Below are 18,114 nucleotides of genomic sequence, written 5' to 3'. Positions count from 1 at the left end.
GCGCCCTTATCCGGAATAAGCATCCAACCGTCCCGCAACCCGCATGGATGCTGGGGAATAAGCTTATCCGCATAAGGCGCGAACCAAAAAATAGTTTGTTTCCATAAGGCCGGCTTTCAGAATCTCGGCTTCTTGCTGGGGCGATGGACGCACTGCACTTCAAGACACACGCACGATGTACCAATACACAGAATTCGACCGACAGTTCGTTCATCAACGAGCCGCCCAATTCCGAGACCAGCTCGAGCGCTGGCAAAAAGGCCGTCTTCACGAGGACGAGTTCCGCCCCCTTCGGCTGCAAAACGGCTGGTATGTCCAGCGCTACGCACCGATGCTGCGCGTGGCCGTGCCTTACGGCGAGCTCTCCAGCCGCCAGATCCGCGTGCTGGCCCGCATCGCCCGGGAGTACGACGAGCCCGAAGCCGAGGTCTACAAAAAGGCCGTCGAGACGCAGGGCCTGCTCGGCAGCCACAAGCTCCCGACCCACTACGCCCATTTCTCGACGCGCCAGAACGTCCAGTACAACTGGATTCCGCTCGCCAAGTCGGCCGACGTGATGGACCTGCTGGCTTCGGTCGACATGCACGGCATCCAGACCAGCGGCAACTGCATCCGCAACATCACGAGCGACGAGCGCGCCGGCATCGCCGTCGACGAAATCGCCGATCCGCGTCCGTTCGCGGAAATCATGCGGCAGTGGAGCACGCTGCACCCCGAGTTCGCGTTCCTGCCGCGCAAGTTCAAGATCGCCATCACCGGCGCCACCGAAGACCGCGCCGCGACCGGCTGGCATGACGTGGGCCTGCACATCGTGAAGAACGAGGCCGGCGAAATCGGCTTCCGCGTGCAGGTGGGCGGCGGCATGGGCCGCACCCCCATCATCGGCACCGTGCTGCGCGAGTTCCTGCCGTGGCAGCAGATCATGAATTACCTCGAAGCGGTGATTCGTGTGTACAACCGCTATGGCCGCCGCGACAACATCTACAAGGCGCGCATCAAGATCCTGGTGAAGGCCGAGGGCCAGCGCTACATCGACGACGTCGACGCCGAGTACAAGCAGATCCTCGAGCACGACGGCGCGCCGCACACCATCACGCAGGAAGAGTACGACCGCGTGGCCGCATCCTTCGTGCCGCCGACGCTCGCCACCCGCGTGCTGCAAAGCGCCGAGAAGACCGACGCCGAGCTGCGCGCCCAGGCCGCCGACGACGTCATGTTCGCCCGCTGGCTGGCGCGCAACGTGGCGCCACACAAGAACCCCGCGCTGCGCGCCGTGACGCTGTCGTTCAAGCGCCTGAAGCAGGCGCCCGGCGATGCCTCGGCCGACCAGCTCGACACGCTCGCGCAATTGGCCGACCGCTTCTCGGCCGGCGAAGCCCGCGTGACGCACGACCAGAACGTCGTGCTGCCCTGGGTGCATGCCGAAGACCTGCATGCGCTGTGGCTTGCCGCCCGCGCTGCCGGCTTTGCCAGCGCCAACGTGCACCTGCTGACCGACATGATCGCCTGCCCCGGCGGCGACTTCTGCGCGCTGGCCAATGCGCGCTCCATTCCCATCGCCGAAGCGATCACCGAGCGCTATCAGGACCTCGACGAGCTCGACGACCTGGGCGAGATCGACCTGCACATCAGCGGCTGCATCAACTCGTGCGGCCACCACCACAGCGGCCACATCGGCATCCTGGGCGTCGACAAGGACGGCAAGGAGTGGTACCAGGTCACCCTCGGCGGCTCCGACGGCTCCGCGCTCAGCGGTACGCCGCAGGCCGGCAAGGCGGTCGGCCCCTCGTTCTCGGCGGCCGAAGTGCCGGGCGTGATCGAGGCCGTGCTCACCGCGTACCGCGACACCCGCGAGAGCGGCGAGAACTTCATCGACACGCTGCGCCGTGTGGGCCATGACCCGTTCAAGGCCGCGGCCAACGGTGCGCGTTTCAAGGTGGAGGAAGCAGCATGAAGAAGAACCTGAACATCCTGGCCGCCGAAGAACATGTGGACGACGGCGACCCGAAAGTGCTGCAGTTGCCGAACGATGCAGACCCGCTCGCCATCGAGGTGTGCCTGGAAGACATCGAGCGCATCGACCTGAACTTTCCGAAGTTCACCGACGGCCGCGCCTACAGCCAGGCCTTCCTGCTGCGCCGCCGCCTGGGCTTCAAGGGCGACATCCGCGCCACCGGCGACGTGCTGATCGACCAGCTGGTGCAGATGGAACGCACCGGCTTCTCCAGCGCCGTGCTCAAGGAAGGCGTGGACGCCTCCGACGCGCAGCGCCAGTTCGACCGCTTCGCCGCGTTCTACCAGGGCGATGCGGTGAAGACCGCGCCGCACTTCGTGGCCGGCGCCTGAACCCCGAGAGACCTTCAGCCATGAGCATGGACCTCACCAAAATCAACGCCGAACTCGGCCGCAACGCCGAGGGCCTGGTGGACTGGGCGATCGGCCTGGGGCAGCCCACCATCGTCACCACCAACTTCCGCCCGTTCGAGGCGGTGATCCTGCACATGGTCACGCGCGCCAAGCGGGATGTTCCCGTGGTCTGGATGGACAACGGCTACAACACCGAGGCCACCTACCGCTTTGCCGACGAGGTGACGAAGCAACTGGGCCTGGACCTGCACATCTACCTGCCGCGCCGCTCGCGTGCGCATCGCGAAGCGGTGGAAGGCCCGACGCCGGCGCTCGACGATCCGCGCCATGCCGCCTTCACGGAAGAAGTGAAGCTCGAGCCCTTTGCCCGCGCGCTGCGCGAGACGGCACCCAAGGTCTGGTTCACCGCGCTGCGGGCCACCGATACGGCCGTGCGTGCGCAGATGGACCCGGTCAGCGTCAATCCGGACGGCCTCATCAAGGTCGCGCCGCTGCTGCACTGGTCGTCCAAGGAGCTGTACGAGTACTGCGAGGCGCATGGCCTGCCGAACAACTTCGATTACGTGGACCCGACCAAGGGCGAAGACAACCGCGAGTGCGGATTGCATCTTGCGCACTGAGAGCCAAGGTCTCACCGATTCACCGCATCCAGCATCCCCTCCGATGAACGCCCGTACCGAAACCGAACTGCTGCAGCCGCCCATGCACTCTCCCGCGCGCCTGTCCAACACGCACCTCGATGCACTCGAAGAAGAAACCGTCTTCATCCTGCGCGAGGTCGCGGCCGCCTTCGAGCGGCCCACCCTGCTGTTCTCGGGCGGCAAGGATTCGCTGGTGCTGCTGAAGTGCGCGGAAAAGGCCTTTGGCGCCGGCCGCATTCCCTATCCGCTGCTGATGATCGACACCGGCCACAACTTCCCCGAAGTGACCGACTACCGCGACCAGCGCGCGAAGGAGCTGGGCGCCGAACTGATCGTGCGCAGCGTCGAAGACTCGATGAAGCGCGGCACCGTGCGCCTCGCGCACCCCGGCGAATCGCGCAATGCGCACCAGTCGGTGACGCTGCTCGAAGCCATCGAGGAGTTCCGCTTCGACGCGCTGATCGGCGGCGCCCGTCGCGACGAGGAAAAGGCCCGCGCCAAGGAGCGCATCTTTTCGCACCGCGACTCCTTCGGCCAATGGCAGCCCAAGGACCAGCGCCCCGAGCTGTGGACGCTGTTCAACACGCGCCTCGCTCCCGGCGAGCACTTCCGCGTGTTCCCGATCTCGAACTGGACCGAGCTCGATGTGTGGCAATACATCGAGCGCGAACACGTCGGCCTGCCGTCGATCTACTACACGCACAAGCGTGAAGTGGTCGAGCGCCGCGGCCTGCTGGTGCCGGTGACCGGGCTGACCCCGGCGCGCGACGGCGAAACCGTGCAGGTGCGCGACGTGCGCTTCCGCACCGTGGGCGACATCACGACCACCTGCCCGGTCGAGAGCCTCGCGGCCGATGCGGGCGACGTGGTGCTCGAAACACTGTCGGTCGACGTGAGCGAACGCGGCGCCACCCGGATGGACGACATGACCTCCGAAGCATCTATGGAAAAACGCAAGAAAGACGGTTACTTCTGATGAGCGCGACGACGACAGCCTCCCCCCAAGAACTCGCCGCTCACGGCGACACCGGCACCGCTCTGCGCTTCATCACCTGCGGCTCGGTCGACGATGGCAAGAGCACACTCATCGGCCGCCTGCTGGTCGACAGCAAGACCGTGCTGCAGGACCAGCTCGCCGGCGTGCAGCGCGGCGGCGAGACCGACCTCGCCCTCCTGACCGACGGCCTCTCGGCCGAGCGCGAACAGGGCATCACGATCGACGTGGCCTACCGCTACTTCTCGACCGCCAAGCGCAAGTTCATCATCGGCGACGCGCCGGGCCATGAGCAGTACACGCGCAACATGGTCACGGCCGCCTCGGCCGCCGACGCCGCCGTGGTGCTGGTCGATGCGACCAAGCTGGCCTGGGCCGCCGAGGTCGAAGACGGCACGGTCGTCAAGCGCGAGCTGCTGCCGCAGACGCGCCGCCACTCGCTGCTGTGCCACCTGCTGCGCGTTCAGTCGATCGTGTTCGCGGTCAACAAGCTCGACGCCATCGACGACGCCGGACTCGCCTTCGAGCGCATCTCGGCCGCGCTGAACGCTTTTGCCGAAGCGGCCGGCGTGCAGGTCGCGGCCATCGTGCCGATCTCCGCGCTCAAGGGCTGGAACGTGGCCACGCGCCATGCCGACTGGGTCGGCTACGAAGGTCCGAGCCTGCTGGAGTTGCTCGAGGAACTGCCCGTGACGGTGCAGGACGAGGCCGTGCCTTTCGCCTTTCCGGTGCAGTGGGTCGAGAAGTTCTCGGCCTCCGCCGACACCTCGCAAGGCCGCCGCGTGTTCTGGGGCCGCGTCGCCTCGGGCCATGTGGAACCCGGACAGCGCGTGACCGTGCTGCCGAGCAACCAGACCGCCACGGTCGCGCAGGTGCTGAGCCATACGCGCCAGCCGAAGTCGGTGCATGCGGGCCACAGCGCCGGCATCGTGCTCGACCGCGAGGTCGACGTGTCGCGTGGCGACTGGCTGCTGGCGCCCGAGGCCTTCGAGCCGGTGCGCGAGATCACGGCCACCGTGGCCTGGCTCGACGACGAGCCGCTGGTCGCGGGCCGTGTGTACTGGGCGCTGCAGGGCCACCGCTGGGTCAAGGCCAAGGTGGCGCGCATCGTCGATCGCGTGAACATCACGACGCTCGAATCGGAGCCGGCAACGCAGCTGGAAGCCAATGCCATCGGCGACGTGGTGCTCGCGCTGCAGCAGCCGCTGGCCGTGCTGCCCTTCACGCAATCGCGTGCACTGGGCTCGCTGGTGCTGGTCGATACCGCCTCCCACAAGACCGCTGCTGCCGTGCTCGTGCAGCCTGCCGCCGCAAGGGCCTAAAATCAGGGGTTTTCCCCGATCAAACTGACGTTAAAAGACAAATGACCCACGTCGTCTCCGAAGCCTGCATCCGCTGCAAATACACCGACTGCGTGGACGTTTGCCCCGTCGACTGCTTCCGCGAAGGTCCCAACATGCTGGTGATCGATCCGGACGAGTGCATCGACTGCGCGGTCTGCATCCCCGAGTGCCCGGTCAACGCGATCTACGCCGAGGAAGATCTGCCGGCCAACCAGATCGCCTTCATCAAGATCAACGCCGAGCTGGCCCTGGCCGACGGCTGGAAGAGCATCACCAAGCGCAAGCCGGCGCTGCCTGACGCTGAAGAGTGGAAAGACAAGACCGACAAGGTCGGGGAGCTGGTGCGCTGAGCATGCAAGCCGCCCCGATCGAAACCGACGCCCTCATCATCGGCGCCGGTCCGGTCGGGCTGTTCCAGGCCTTCCAGCTCGGCCTGCTCGAGATCTCCTGCCACATCGTCGATGCGCTGCCCGCCGCAGGCGGCCAGTGCGTGGCGCTCTACGGCAACAAGCCGATCTACGACATTCCCGGCACGCCGGTCACCAGCGGCCGCGGCCTCGCGCAATCGCTGCTGGAGCAGATTGCGCCCTTCAAGCCCCAATTCCATTTCGGCGAGCAGGTGGCCACGCTCGAAAGGCAGGCCGACGAACGGCTGCTGCTGACCACCTCGGCGGGCAGCGCTTTCCTGGCCAAGACAGTGTTCATCGCGGCCGGCGTGGGGGCCTTCGTGCCCAAGCGCATCGCCATCGAGGGCATTGCGCAATTCGAGGGCGCATCGCTTTTCTATCACCCCGATTCGCTGGAGCGCTTTGGCGGCCAGACCGTGGTGGTCAACGGCGGTGACGACATCGCGCTCGAAACCGCCATCGCGCTCACGGCCGTTGCGAAGCAGGTCACGCTGGTCCACCGCCGCGATGGCTTCCAGGCCGACGAAACCACCGTTGCCTCAATGCGAGCCCTCGTGGCCGCGGGCAAGCTGGCCTTCCAGGTCGGCCAACCGACCGCATTCGACGGCAAGCAACTGCAGCTCACCACGCCCGATGCAACGACCGTCGATCTGCCGCTCGACGCGCTGATCGCCTGCCTGGGCATCTCCCCGCGCCTCGGCCCCATCGCCGACTGGGGCCTGGAACTCGAGCGCAAGCAGGTGCCCGTCGACACCGAGAAGTACGAAACCCGCGAGCGCGGCGTGTTCGCGGTAGGCGACATCAACACCTACCCGGGCAAGAAAAAACTCATCGTCTGCGGCTTCCACGAAGCCACGCTGGCGGCCTGGGGCGCCACGGCCATCGTCTTTCCGGGCAAAGCCGTGCCGCTGCAGTACACGACCACCAGCACGCGGCTGCACGAGCTGCTGGGCGTGGCTACTGCCCGCGAGGCAACAGCGCGCGGTACTCGCCGATGAAGCTGCCGATGGCGGCAACGTAGCGGTCGATGTCCGCATCGGTCAAGGGCAGCGACAGCACGACAAAGCCGCGCGGCGAGGCATAGATGCCCTGCTCCAGCAGGTGGAAGAACAGCAGCTGCCGGAGCCGTCCGTCGACCGCCGCCAGGTCGTCCACGCGGCGCACCTCGCCGCGCAGGAAATGCGCGTTCATCAGCGACCCCACGCCGGTGAACTGCATGGCCACATCCTCCGCCGCGCACAACGCATTGAGCCGCGCGCGCATCGCCTCGCCGCGCCCGGCCAGCGCGGCGGCCGCCTGGGGCGTGAACAGCTTCGTAAGCCCGGCATGGCCGGCCGCCATCGTCATCACGTTGTTGTTGAAGGTGCCCGAATGCGAGAGCGGCCCGGTGCGCGGGTCGAACAGCGCCATCACGTCGGCCCGCCCGCCGAAGGCGCCGAAGGACATGCCGCCGCCGATGTACTTGCCCAGCGTGGTCAGGTCCGACCGGATGCCCAGCCTGTTCGCCAGTCCGTGCGGCGCGAGGCGCGAGGTCATCACCTCGTCGAAGACCAGCAATGCGCCGACGCGCGTGGCCGACTCGCGCAATGCCTGCAGGAAGTCGAGACGCCCCGGAATACAGCCGCTCGCCCCCTGCATCGGCTCGGCCAGAACAGCGGCGATCTCGGTGCCGTGCCTTTCGATCTGCTCGCGCGCTGCCTGCGTGTCGTTGTAGGGCAGCACCAGGAAGTCGAACGGCACGGTGGTCGGCAACGGCCTGGCGCCGAAACCCAGTACGCCGCCGTGGTAGCCGCCCGAGAACACCACGATCTTGCGGCGTCCCGTGAAATGCAGAGCCGCCGTCAACGCCATCAGGTTCGCTTCGGTTCCCGAGTTGGTGAAGCGCAGCTGCTCGATCTGCGGAAAGCGCTCGCAGATGAGCCTTGCGAGCCGGCCTTCGAGCAGGTTGTGGCCCGTAAGGTTGATGCCGCTTTGCATCGCCTCGACGACGGCGTCGCGTATCTCGGGCGCCGAATGGCCATAGACGCCTGCCGTGTACTCGGCGATGAAGTCGGCATAGCGGTGGCCGTCGGCATCCCACAGCGCCGCGCCTTCGCCCCGGGCAATGGTGAGCGGAAACGGCGCATAGAACAGCACCGAGCGGCTATTGGCACCGGGCATGTAGCGCGCCTGTTCCTCGAACTGGCTGCGGCTGGCCGGGTTGCTGTCGGTGAAGCGCTGGTGCGCCCCTGCAAGGGCGCGGTCGGTGGCGGCATGGGTCATGGCTATGTCCTTCGGATGGCGAGGCGCTCGCCTCTTGCAGCGAATTTAATTGATCAATGATCAATTAATATTGTTTATACAGTCAACCAAGCTGCAGCACAATGGCTGCAGCCATGACGAAGAAATCGCCACCCAAGCCCCGCACCGCCGGCCGCCCCGCCGGCGGTGGCGGCCTGACGAAGCAACGCATCGCCGAGGAGGCACTGGCGCAGATCGACGAATTCGGCCTCGGCGCCTTCAGCATGCGCGAGGTTGCGGCGCGGCTCGATGTCTACCCGGCCACGGTGCACTGGCACGTAAGCACGCGCGAGGCGCTGCTGGCCGAAGTGGCGGCCATCGTCATGGCCGAAGTCGCGCCGCCGCCCGGCAAGCTGGCCTGGAAGGACTGGATCGCCGAACTGTTCCGGCGCTGCCGCGCCGCCGTGCGCCGCCATCCGAACGTGGCGCAGCTGCTGGGCGCGCAACTGGTGTCGAACGGCAGCCTGCCGATGGCGTTGGTCGAGGGCGTGCTGGCCGCGCTGACCGAAGCCGGCTTCGAGGGCGAACCGCTGCTGGAGGCCTACAACTGCGTGATCGCGGCGATGCTGGGATTCCTCACGATGGAGTTCTCGCCCCTGCCCGCCGACAACACGCAAGCCTGGGCCGAGGAGTTGCGCGAGCGCGTGCACACGATCCGCCCGCTCGACCATCCGGTGCTCACGCGCAACCTGCCGCTGCTGGCCAACAAGGCGTTCATCGTGCGATGGGACAACGGCACGGCGGTGCCGCTCGACGGCAGCTTCGAGCGGCACATCCAGATCACCATCGACGGGCTCGAGGCCTCCGCGCGGCGGATCGAGGCGGCGTAGGCCCCGCGGTTCGCGCAGCGCCTCAACGATGGCGGTGGCATCGACCGGCGCTTCTGCGGGTTTACCCCCTGGAATGGCACGCCCGTCGTCGCGGGCTTCCCCGCAGCGGATAAACTCCGCCCTGCGCCGCGGCTCGCCACGGTGCAATTGCTAGGGGTGCTGGGCGGCTTGCCGTCCGGCTGAGAAAGTCCCTTTGAACCTGTCCGGTGGTTTCACCGGGGGTCCGCATCGTTTCCGACGACGCGGGCTCGAGGCAATCCTCGCGCAGGGAAGCTGGTCCGGTGGCCTCTCACGTTCTCTCGCGTGACGGCTGCGCCGCTCGGGCCTCGCCCACCTGCCAAACCTTTTGCACTGGAGCAAATGGATGGCAAACGATGACACCGCTACCGGCGCCAACGAAGCGCTGACGCCGCTGCCCGCATCCCAGCGCGTGTTCGGCTGGCACGACCACGCCTCGCTCTGGTTCAGCCTCGGCGTGGGCCTGCTGGTGATGCAGATCGGCGCCTACCTGGTGCCGGCCGTGGGCACGCGCGACGCGGCCATTGCCATCGTGCTCGGCTCCTGCGTCGGCGCCGGCCTGCTGGCCTGGACCGCGCGGCTGGGCTGCGAGAGCGGCCTAGCCAGCGCCGGCCTGATGCACGCCACCTACGGCAGCGCCTTCGCGCGGCTGCCGGTGCTGCTCAACATCGTGCAGCTGGTGGGCTGGACCACTTTCGAACTCGTCGTCATGCGCGAAGGCACGCAGGCCATCGGCCAGTCGGTGGTCGGCCCTTCGCTCGGCACCGCCTGGGGCGGCGTGCTGACCACGCTGCTCTGGGGCGCGGTGCTGCTGGCGCTGCTTGCAGGGTCGATGGTCAAGCTGGTGCGGCGCTTCGTGAGCCGCTTCGGCCTGCCGCTGGTGATGCTGTCGCTGATCTGGCTCACATGGCAATTCGCGACGCGGCTACAGGCCAAGGGCCTGGACGCCTTCTGGGCACGCCCGGGTGACGGCACGATGGGCATGTTCGGCGCGCTCGACCTCGTGATCGCGATGCCGGTCTCGTGGCTGCCGCTGGTGGCCGATTACGCGCGGCACGGCCGGCGCAGTGCGACCGGCAAGGGCGGCCTGGGCAGCGCCTTCAGCGGCACCTGGATCGGCTATGCGCTCGCCAACATCTGGTGCTACGCACTGGGCGTGATGGTGGTGAGCGTGGCCGAGCCCGGCACGGGTCTGGTCACCGCGCTGCTGCTGGCACAGGGCGGGCTGGTGGCGCTGGGGCTGATCCTGATCGATGAACTCGACAACGCGTATGGCGATGTCTATTCGGGCTCGGTCTCCACGCACAGCCTGCTGCCGCGATGGAGCGTGAAACGCTGGGGCCTGCTGCTGGCCGCGCTGTGCATCGCATTGGCTCTGGTGCTGCCAATGCACACGCTGGAGCCCTTCCTGCTGCTGTTGAGCTCGGTGTTCGTGCCGCTCTACGGCGTGATCATCGGGCGGCTGGGCGGCGGCCAGTCGGTGTCGCCGGCCGGCACGCGGCAGATCGATTTCGGCGCGGCGCTGATCTGGATCGCGGGCATCGCGGCGTACCACGCGCTGGCCAGGTGGGCGCCGCAGTTCGGCTCTGCGCTGCCCACGCTGGCGGCGACTTTTGTTCTCGCCTGGCTCAGCCGGCCTTCACCGGCAAACGGTGCGTCGGCACTGGCGCAAAGCCGTGGTTGAGGGGGCCATGACCCGCACCGACCTTCACGTTCGCACCGGCGGCCATCGCGCCGAGGATGTAGGCACGCGCCTGTTCGACCGCCTCGGGCAGCGCCGCGCCCAATGCAAGATGCGCGGCGATGGCGGAAGACAGCGTGCACCCCGTGCCATGCAGGTTGCGGCTGGCAATGCGCCGGGAGGCCAGCCGCTTGCGCTCGCCGCCGGCTTGCAGCAGCACGTCGACCACGTCTTCGCCCGGCAGATGGCCGCCCTTGAGCAGCACGGCCTTTGCACCGAGCGCGAGCAGTTCGTCGGCGGCGCCGTCGAGCGCATCGACGCCATCGATGGCATGGCCGATCAGCAAGGCGGCTTCATCAAGGTTGGGCGTGACGACCACGGCGCGCGGAAACAGTTCGCGCACCAGCACCTGCACCGTCTCGGCCGCGATCAGGCGGTCGCCGCTGGTGGCCACCATCACGGGGTCGAGCACCACGTTCTTCAATTGATAGCGGTCGATGGCCCAGGCCACCACCTCGACCACCTCGGGTGCATGCAGCATGCCGAGCTTGACGGCATCGACGCCGATGTCTTCCACCACCGCCTGGATCTGCGCCTTGAGGAAATCGGGCGGCACGCCGTGGATGCCCGAGACGCCGAGCGTGTTCTGTGCGGTGAGCGCGGTGATGGCCGTCATGCCGTAGCAGCCGAGCGCCGCGAAGGTCTTGAGGTCGGCCTGGATGCCGGCGCCGCCGCCGCTGTCGGAGCCGGCGATGGAGAGCACGCGTGCGTAGCGCTGGGTGGGTGCGGAGGTCATGCCGAAAATTATCGGCGACTCTTCTTCTCCCTCCCCTTCCGGGGGAGGGCCGGGGTGGGGGCACGCGGCGTATCCATTGGGCGCTCTGCCTGCCCCCATCCCAGCCTTCCCCCAGAGGGGGAAGGAGCAAGACCATGAGCCTTCCTTTTCAATCGGCTGCCATCCTCGGCGCAGGCCTCATGGGCCGGCTGCTGGCGGTGACGCTCGCGCAGGCCGGCTGCAAGGTCGATCTGTTCGAAGCCGGCAGTCCCGATGCCGAAGGCGCCGCCGCGCGCGTGGCTGCGGCGATGCTCGCCCCGTTGGCCGAATCGGCCGTGGCACCTGTGTCGGTCGTGCGCATGGGGCAGCATGCGCTGTCGCGCTGGCCCGAACTGCTTGCCTCGCTCGCTCAGCCCGTGTTCTTCCAGCGCGAAGGCACGCTGGTGCTCTGGCATCGGCAGGACGCCGCCGAAGCCACACGGCTTGCGCGCGTGCTTGCGAACACCGGCACGCAGGTGCCTGAGCTCGCGCCGATGCAGACACTCGACGCGCAAGCGATTGCCGCGCTCGAGCCTTCACTGGGCCAGCGTTTCGCGCAGGGCCTGTTCCTGCCGGGCGAAGGCCAGCTCGACAACCGCGCGTTGCTGGCTTCGTTGCTCGCCACGCTGCAGGCCAGCCCGCGCGTCACGCTGCACTGGCAATCGCCGCGCGCACCCTCGGACTTTTCGCCCGGTGCCACGGGCCAGCCCGACTGGTTGATCGACTGCCGCGGTCTCGGCGCCAAGCCCCAATGGAACGCGCTGCGCGGCGTGCGTGGCGAGGTGATCCGCGTGCACGCACCCGAGGTGAGCCTGAAGCGCCCCACCCGCCTCGTGCATCCGCGCTACCCGCTCTACATCGCACCCAAGCCCGGCAAGCTGTTCGTGATCGGCGCGACCGAGATCGAATCGGACGACATGTCGCCCGCCAGCGTTCGCTCCACGCTCGAACTGCTGAGCGCCGCCTATGCCGTGCACAGCGGCTTCGCCGAGGCGCGCATCGTCGAGATCGCCACGCAGTGCCGCCCTACGCTGCCCGACAACCTGCCCGCCATTCGCCAGCCGCAGCCGCGCATGCTGCAGATCAACGGCCTGTACCGCCACGGTTTCATGATCGCGCCCGCCCTGCTCGACGCCGCGATGGAACTGCTTGCGCATGGCCACTCGGTCCTCGCAAGGAGCTTCGGCATGGAGACCTCCGACACATGACGATGAACATCCTGATCAACGACAAGCCCTTCACGCTGCCGGACCACGCCAGTCTGACCGACGCTCTGGCGGCATTGAACGCCACGCCGCCTTTCGCGGTGGCCGTGAACCGCGAGTTCGTGCCGCGCTCGGCATACGCCGCGCGCACGCTCCAACCCGACGACCGCATCGAAGTGATCCGCCCCGTGACCGGCGGCTGAATGATGGAGACAAAGAACATGACAACGAACGACCCCTTGGTGCTCTACGGCGAGACCTTCCAGAGCCGCCTGCTGCTGGGCACCGCGCGCTACCCCTCGCCCGACCTGCTCGAAGCCGCGGTGAAACGCGCAAGGCCCGCGATGCTGACCGCCTCGCTGCGCCGCCAGACCGCCAGCCAGGGCTCGGGCAATAGCGAGCTCGGCAACGGTTTCTGGGAGCTGCTGCGCAAACTCGCGGTGCCGGTGCTGCCCAACACCGCCGGCTGCCACAGCGTGCAGGAGGTGATCGCCACCGCGCAGATGGCGCGCGAGCTGTTCGACACGCCGTGGATCAAGCTCGAGCTGATCGGCGACGACTACACGCTGCAGCCCGACACGCTGAACCTCGTCGATGCCGCGTCGCAGCTGATCCGCGACGGCTTCAAGGTGCTGCCCTACTGCACCGAAGACCTCGTGCTGTGCCAGCGGCTGGTCGACGTCGGTTGCCAGGCCGTGATGCCCTGGGCTGCGCCCATCGGTACCGGCCGCGGGCCGATCAACCCCTACGCGCTGCAGGTGCTGCGCGACCGCCTGAAGGTGCCGATGCTGGTCGACGCGGGCCTGGGGCTGCCCTCGCATGCCTGCCAGGTGATGGAGTGGGGGTACGACGGCGTGCTGCTCAACACCGCCGTTGCGCTGGCGCAGGACCCGGTCGCGATGGCCGGTGCTTTCGCCGACGCGGTGCAGGCCGGCCGCACCGCATACCGTGCCGGCGCCATGGCCGCACAAGACGCAGCACAGCCCAGCACGCCTGTGCTCGGCACGCCCTTCTGGCATCACGCACCATGACCGCCGCGACCGACGCCCGCGCCATCGCGCACGCCATCGTCGCGGCCCACGGGTTGCGCTTTGGCGCCATCACCTCCGCGCCCGTGGCCGCGCCCAGCTTCTCTTCCGACGACCCCGTCTACCGCGGCGCCAAGCAGGCCTGCACCGCTCTCGGCTTCATCGAGATCGATGCCGAATGCCTGGCCCATGCGTGGCGCGCCCAGACGCAGCGCCTGGGCAGCTTCGACGCCGTGCTGTGGCCCGCCGCACCCGAAGATTTCGGCATGCGGCCGTTTCCACCGGCCGGGCGCGGCGACGCGTTCCCGCCCTGCCCCGAACGGCTCGGCCTGTATGCCGTGCTGCCCGATGCGCAATGGGTCGGCCGCATGGCGCGCGCTGGCGTACCGACGGTGCAGTTGCGCTTCAAGTCCGATGACGCAGCGGCCGTCGAACATGAAGTGCAGGCGGCCGTCGAAGCGGTGCAAGGTACCGGCGCCCTGCTCTTCATCAACGACCACTGGCAGGTCGCCATCGCGGCCGGCGCCTACGGCATCCACCTCGGCCAGGAAGACCTCGACGCGCTCTCGCCCGACGAGCTGGCGCAACTGCGCGCCTCGGGTCTTCGCCTGGGTGTCAGCACGCATGGCTACGCCGAGATGGTCCGCGCCGACAGGGTGAGCCCGAGCTACATCGCCATGGGCGCGGTGTACCCGACCACGCTCAAGAAGATGGCGACCGCACCGCAGGGCGTGGCCCGGCTCGGCGCTTATGCACGGCTGCTGCGCGGCTATCCACAGGTCGGCATCGGCGGCATCGATGCCGTGCGACTGCCCGAAGTGCTGGCCACCGGCGTCGGCTCCGTCGCCGTGGTACGCGCGCTGGTCGCGGCCGAAGACCCCGAGGCCACGGCCGCGCAATGGATGGCGGCCATAGGCGCCACAGCGGGCAACTGAACAGAATGAACCACAAGCTCACCTCCTCCCCTGGCTGGCCACTCTCGCCCGTTTCGCGTGCACTGGCCGTCGTTCTTTTCACCACTGCCTTCGGCGCGCATGCGCAACAAGGCACGTTGCGCGAAGTCACAGTCACCGAAGGCGCCGCCGCACCGCAAGCCGACATCAGCGGCTTCGGCGACGTGCCGCTGCGCGAGTTGCCGCTCTCGGCCACGGTGATCGACGACAAGCAGTTGCGCGACAGCGGCGCGCGCCGGCTCGCCGACCTCACGCAATTCGATGCCTCGGTCACCGACGCCTACAACTCCGCGGGCTACTGGGACTACCTCACGGTGCGCGGCTTCGTGCTCGACAACCGCTTCAACTACCGGCGCGAGGGCCTGCCGATCAGCGCGGAGACATCGATCCCGCTCGACAACAAGGAGCGCGTCGAGATCCTGCGCGGCACCAGCGGCATCCAGGCCGGCACCAGCGCGCCGGGCGGGCTGGTCAACTACGTCGTGAAGCGGCCCACCGAACAGGACCTGCGCACGGTGCGAATCGAGACCACGAGCCGCGGCAGCACGCTCGGCGCCATCGACCTGGGCGGGCGCTTCGGCGCGGACCGCCAGTTCGGCTATCGGATCAACGTGGCGAGCGAAAACCTCAAGCCGCTCACGCACAACCTCGACGGCAACCGCAACCTGTTCTCGCTCGCGGCCGACTGGCGCATCTCGCGCGACTCGGTGCTGGAGTTCGAGATCGAGCAAAGCCGCAAGACGCAGCCGAGCCAGAACGGCTACAGCCTGCTGGGCAGCGCGCTGCCTGCGCCGGTCGATCCGCGCATCAACCTCAACAACCAACCGTGGTCGCAGCCCTCGGTGTTCAAGGCGCTGACGGGCACGGTGCGATTCAGCCAGGCGTTGAACGCCGACTGGCGCTGGAGCGCGCAGATCGGCCAGCAGCGCCTGAAGAGCGACGACCGGCTGGCCTACGCCTTCGGCTGCGGCGCCGAAGGCAACTACGACCGCTACTGCTCCGACGGCACCTTCGACTTCTACGACTTCCGCAGCGAGAACGAGCGCCGTACGCAGACCGCGGGCAGCCTCAACCTCAAGGGCAACGTGACGACGGGCAGCGTGCGGCATGAGCTCGGCTTCGGCCTGCTGCTGAGCCGCGTGCGCAACCGCTTCGACAACCAGGCCTACAACTACGCGGGCACCGGCAACGTCTGGGGCACGGCCATCGTGCCGCCGAGCCCCGACGCCAACACGCCGCAGACCAATCGCGACGAACGCTCGACCGAGCTGTCGGTGCAGGACGCGATACGCTGGAATGACCGCTTCACCACCTGGCTCGGCGTGCGCCACACGCGGCTCGATCGCAGCAGCATCGGCAACGATGGCTCGAGCCCGACCGGCTACAAGCAGGACGTGACCACGCCGTGGATCGCGGCGAGCTACGCCATCCAGCCGGGGCTGCTGGCCTATGCGAGCTGGGGCAAAGGCGTCGAATCGCAGGTCGTGCCGAACAGGATCTCGCAGTACAGCAATGCGGGGCAGGCGCTACCCGCGTTGACCTCGCGCCAATGGGAACTGGGCCTGAAGGGCGGCAGCGAAGCATTCAGCTGGCAGGTCGCGTGGTTCGACATCTCGCGGCCGATGACCAACCTCGACCTGTGCGGCGCCTACTGCGAAGTGCGCAACGACGGGCGCGCGGTGCATCGCGGCCTGGAGGCCGGCGCGCAATGGAGCCAGGGTCCGTGGCGCATCGGCGGCAGCATCGCGGTGATCGATGCCAAGCGGCGCGGGAGCACCGCGAATCCGGCGCTCAATGGAGAGTCGCCGACCAACGTGCCCAAGGAGGTGCTGCGGGCGCAGGCCGCGTACCGCGTCGCATCGGTGCCGGGCCTCGAAGTCGCGGGGCAGCTTTCGTACGAAGGCCGCCGCAACGTGTTGCCCGACGGCTCGGTCACGTTGCCTTCGTGGACCCGCGTCGATGCGGTGCTGCGCTACGACACCAAGGTACGGGGCGTGAACACCAGCTGGACGCTGGCCGTCGATAACCTGTTCGATCGCCGCTACTGGAAGGAATCGCCCTATCAGTTCAGCCACGTCTACCTGTTCCCCGGGGCGCCGCGCACGCTGCGCCTCGGGGTAAGTGTTGCGCTTTGAACGCGGCCGGGCAAGCACCGTCAAAAATCACGCTATAATCTAAGGCTTGTTCCTCGATAGCTCAGTCGGTAGAGCGCCGGACTGTTAATCCGTAGGTCCCTGGTTCGAGCCCAGGTCGAGGAGCCACTACAAAGCCGCAAGGCCTCTGGATGCCCCGCTACTCACAAGGTAGCGGGGCATTTTCATTTGCACTGTCGCGCCGGGTGCTCGGCGTCACGCAAAAAATCGGGGATGGCCGGCGAGATCGGCAAATCCATTGCATATAATTTAAGGCTTGTTCCTCGATAGCTCAGTCGGTAGAGCGCCGGACTGTTAATCCGTAGGTCCCTGGTTCGAGCCCAGGTCGAGGAGCCACCACAAGCCGCAAGGCCTCTGGAAAGCCCGCTGTCTTTTTGGACAGCGGGCTTTTTCTTTGCCGGTACATGCTTAACGGCAAGGCAGGTGAGGCCATTGCTTGATGGCCTCGCGGCACGTCCTACACTCGGGCGCATGGTCCCCTTGTCCGTGTTCCGCAAACACCCTGCACGCGCAGCCCTGCCCCAGGCAGTGGCTGGCCGCCGCACGGGTGCTGCCCTTGCGGCGACCACGGCGATCTTGCGACGCACCCGCGCACTTTCCTGAGCCCGGCGGTCCGCTACCCTTCTTCCTGATGCGCGAACCATTGACCGCCGGGCACCCGCCGCGCGGCAGCGACGCCGTTCGTTCTTCCATCCAGAACGGCGCCGCAATCAACTGGAGTGCTTCATGCTTGCAACCATTCACGGGGAGCGCACGCTCACCGAACTCGACTTCGTCCGCCTCGGCAAACTGACGGACCACCAGCTTCCGCCCGTGCTCGCCGAACTCCTCGATGCGGCGGACGTGCTGCCCTCGCGCGAGGTCCCGGGGGACATCGTGACGATGAACTCCCAGGTGGAGGTCGAAGACCCCGTCACGCGGCAGCGCCAGAAGATCACCCTCTGCTACCCCGGTGACGCGCAGCCGGGCGCAGGCTTCGTCTCGGTACTGTCGCCCGTCGGCATCGGCCTGCTGGGCATGAAGACGGGCACGCTTGCCCGCTGGCAGATGCCCAATGGCGCGGAAGGCGCCGCGCACGTGGTCGCGGTGCTGTTCCAGCCGGAGGCCAGCGGCGACTACACGCGCTGAGGTCGCTCGTGACTTTCGGCACTGGCGCGCCGTAGTGCCGGGGTCGTATCGTCGCGCGGCCGCCGGCGGCGCGTCGAATCGGGAGGCCGTACAGGCCATGGCAATTCCAACTTCGGTCCTGACGAGTGACGCCTGCCACGGGCGCAGCATCCTTCTTCTCACTCGACAGATCGAACATGGCTTTTTTCAAACTCTCTCTCGCAAGCGCACTCACCGGCCTGCTGGCCCTTTCAGGTTGCCAGACCATGGATATGCAGATGGGCAGCCAGTCG

The 18,114-nt window shown here is 67.6% G+C and carries 17 protein-coding genes and 2 tRNA genes; 17 read left to right on the top strand and 2 right to left on the bottom strand.

What is annotated here, in order from left to right:
• The first annotated feature begins 175 nt into the window (after positions 1–175).
• From PMI12_RS27675 to PMI12_RS27645, 7 genes are read left to right on the top strand one after another with little or no spacing between them, the layout of a single operon-like run.
• Positions 176–1,954 (top strand): nitrite/sulfite reductase, encoded by a 1,779-nt coding sequence (locus tag PMI12_RS27675; protein ID WP_007839304.1) that lies wholly within the window; start codon positions 176–178, stop codon positions 1,952–1,954.
• On the top strand, positions 1,951–2,346 hold the full coding sequence (locus tag PMI12_RS27670) for a DUF934 domain-containing protein (protein ID WP_007839303.1): 396 nt from the start codon (positions 1,951–1,953) through the stop codon (positions 2,344–2,346). The genes PMI12_RS27675 and PMI12_RS27670 overlap by 4 nt, the downstream gene beginning before the upstream one ends.
• A gap of 20 nt (positions 2,347–2,366) precedes the next feature.
• Complete coding sequence (locus tag PMI12_RS27665) at positions 2,367–2,987, top strand: phosphoadenosine phosphosulfate reductase domain-containing protein (RefSeq protein WP_007839299.1); 621 nt, start codon at positions 2,367–2,369, stop codon at positions 2,985–2,987.
• Between the two features lie 43 nt (positions 2,988–3,030).
• Positions 3,031–3,984, top strand: coding sequence for a sulfate adenylyltransferase subunit CysD (gene cysD, locus PMI12_RS27660; RefSeq protein WP_007839298.1), 954 nt, complete (start codon positions 3,031–3,033; stop codon positions 3,982–3,984).
• Positions 3,984–5,324: a sulfate adenylyltransferase subunit 1 gene (locus PMI12_RS27655; RefSeq protein WP_007839297.1), complete on the top strand. Its 1,341-nt coding sequence runs from the start codon at positions 3,984–3,986 to the stop codon at positions 5,322–5,324. The genes cysD and PMI12_RS27655 overlap by 1 nt, the downstream gene beginning before the upstream one ends.
• Positions 5,325–5,365: 41 nt before the next feature.
• Positions 5,366–5,695 (top strand): ferredoxin FdxA, encoded by a 330-nt coding sequence (gene fdxA, locus PMI12_RS27650; protein ID WP_007839295.1) that lies wholly within the window; start codon positions 5,366–5,368, stop codon positions 5,693–5,695.
• A 2-nt stretch (positions 5,696–5,697) separates the two neighbouring features.
• A complete protein-coding gene (locus PMI12_RS27645; RefSeq protein WP_007839294.1) occupies positions 5,698–6,750 on the top strand; it encodes an NAD(P)/FAD-dependent oxidoreductase in 1,053 nt (350 codons plus the stop codon).
• Here PMI12_RS27645 and PMI12_RS27640 read toward each other — a convergent pair.
• Positions 6,710–8,014, bottom strand: coding sequence for an aspartate aminotransferase family protein (locus PMI12_RS27640; protein WP_007839293.1), 1,305 nt, complete (start codon positions 8,012–8,014; stop codon positions 6,710–6,712). The genes PMI12_RS27645 and PMI12_RS27640 overlap by 41 nt on opposite strands.
• Positions 8,015–8,127: 113 nt before the next feature.
• Between PMI12_RS27640 and PMI12_RS27635 the strand changes: the two genes are divergently transcribed.
• Both PMI12_RS27635 and PMI12_RS27630 read left to right on the top strand, forming a co-directional pair.
• Positions 8,128–8,862, top strand: coding sequence for a TetR/AcrR family transcriptional regulator (locus PMI12_RS27635; protein WP_007839292.1), 735 nt, complete (start codon positions 8,128–8,130; stop codon positions 8,860–8,862).
• Between the two features lie 364 nt (positions 8,863–9,226).
• Positions 9,227–10,564, top strand: a complete 1,338-nt coding sequence (locus tag PMI12_RS27630; RefSeq protein WP_007839291.1) for a purine-cytosine permease family protein — start codon at positions 9,227–9,229, stop codon at positions 10,562–10,564.
• Here the strand turns inward: PMI12_RS27630 and thiD are convergent.
• Positions 10,509–11,357, bottom strand: coding sequence for a bifunctional hydroxymethylpyrimidine kinase/phosphomethylpyrimidine kinase (gene thiD / locus PMI12_RS27625; protein ID WP_042674627.1), 849 nt, complete (start codon positions 11,355–11,357; stop codon positions 10,509–10,511). The genes PMI12_RS27630 and thiD overlap by 56 nt on opposite strands.
• 134 nt (positions 11,358–11,491) lie before the next feature.
• Here thiD and PMI12_RS27620 point away from each other — a divergent pair, with 134 nt between their 5' ends.
• The 8 genes from PMI12_RS27620 to PMI12_RS27585 all read left to right on the top strand — a co-directional run bounded on the left by PMI12_RS27620 (position 11,492) and on the right by PMI12_RS27585 (position 17,842).
• The gene (locus tag PMI12_RS27620; RefSeq protein ID WP_007839289.1) at positions 11,492–12,583 is read left to right on the top strand and encodes an FAD-dependent oxidoreductase; all 1,092 of its coding nucleotides are present in this window, start codon (positions 11,492–11,494) and stop codon (positions 12,581–12,583) included.
• A complete protein-coding gene (gene thiS, locus PMI12_RS27615) occupies positions 12,580–12,783 on the top strand; it encodes a sulfur carrier protein ThiS (protein ID WP_007839285.1) in 204 nt (67 codons plus the stop codon). Before PMI12_RS27620 ends, thiS begins: the two co-directional genes overlap by 4 nt.
• Before the next feature lie 18 nt (positions 12,784–12,801).
• Entirely contained in the window at positions 12,802–13,611 is an 810-nt protein-coding gene (locus PMI12_RS27610) for a thiazole synthase (RefSeq protein ID WP_007839284.1), read from the top strand.
• Positions 13,608–14,543: a thiamine phosphate synthase gene (gene thiE, locus PMI12_RS27605; protein ID WP_007839281.1), complete on the top strand. Its 936-nt coding sequence runs from the start codon at positions 13,608–13,610 to the stop codon at positions 14,541–14,543. Before PMI12_RS27610 ends, thiE begins: the two co-directional genes overlap by 4 nt.
• A gap of 5 nt (positions 14,544–14,548) precedes the next feature.
• Positions 14,549–16,696 carry a TonB-dependent siderophore receptor gene (locus PMI12_RS27600; protein WP_007839280.1) on the top strand — a complete coding sequence of 716 codons (2,148 nt, stop codon included), beginning with the start codon at positions 14,549–14,551 and terminating at the stop codon, positions 16,694–16,696.
• 50 nt (positions 16,697–16,746) lie between these two features.
• Positions 16,747–16,822 (top strand) — tRNA-Asn (locus PMI12_RS27595).
• Between the two features lie 152 nt (positions 16,823–16,974).
• A tRNA-Asn gene (locus tag PMI12_RS27590) sits at positions 16,975–17,050 on the top strand.
• Between the two features lie 390 nt (positions 17,051–17,440).
• Positions 17,441–17,842, top strand: coding sequence for a GreA/GreB family elongation factor (locus PMI12_RS27585; protein WP_007839278.1), 402 nt, complete (start codon positions 17,441–17,443; stop codon positions 17,840–17,842).
• The last annotated feature ends 272 nt before the right edge of the window (positions 17,843–18,114 follow it).

The sequence above is a fragment of the Variovorax sp. CF313 genome, assembly GCF_000282635.1.
GTDB lineage: Bacteria > Pseudomonadota > Gammaproteobacteria > Burkholderiales > Burkholderiaceae_C > Variovorax.
Note: the sequence above shows the minus strand (reverse complement) of the source record. Positions and strands in the feature narration are given on the sequence as shown.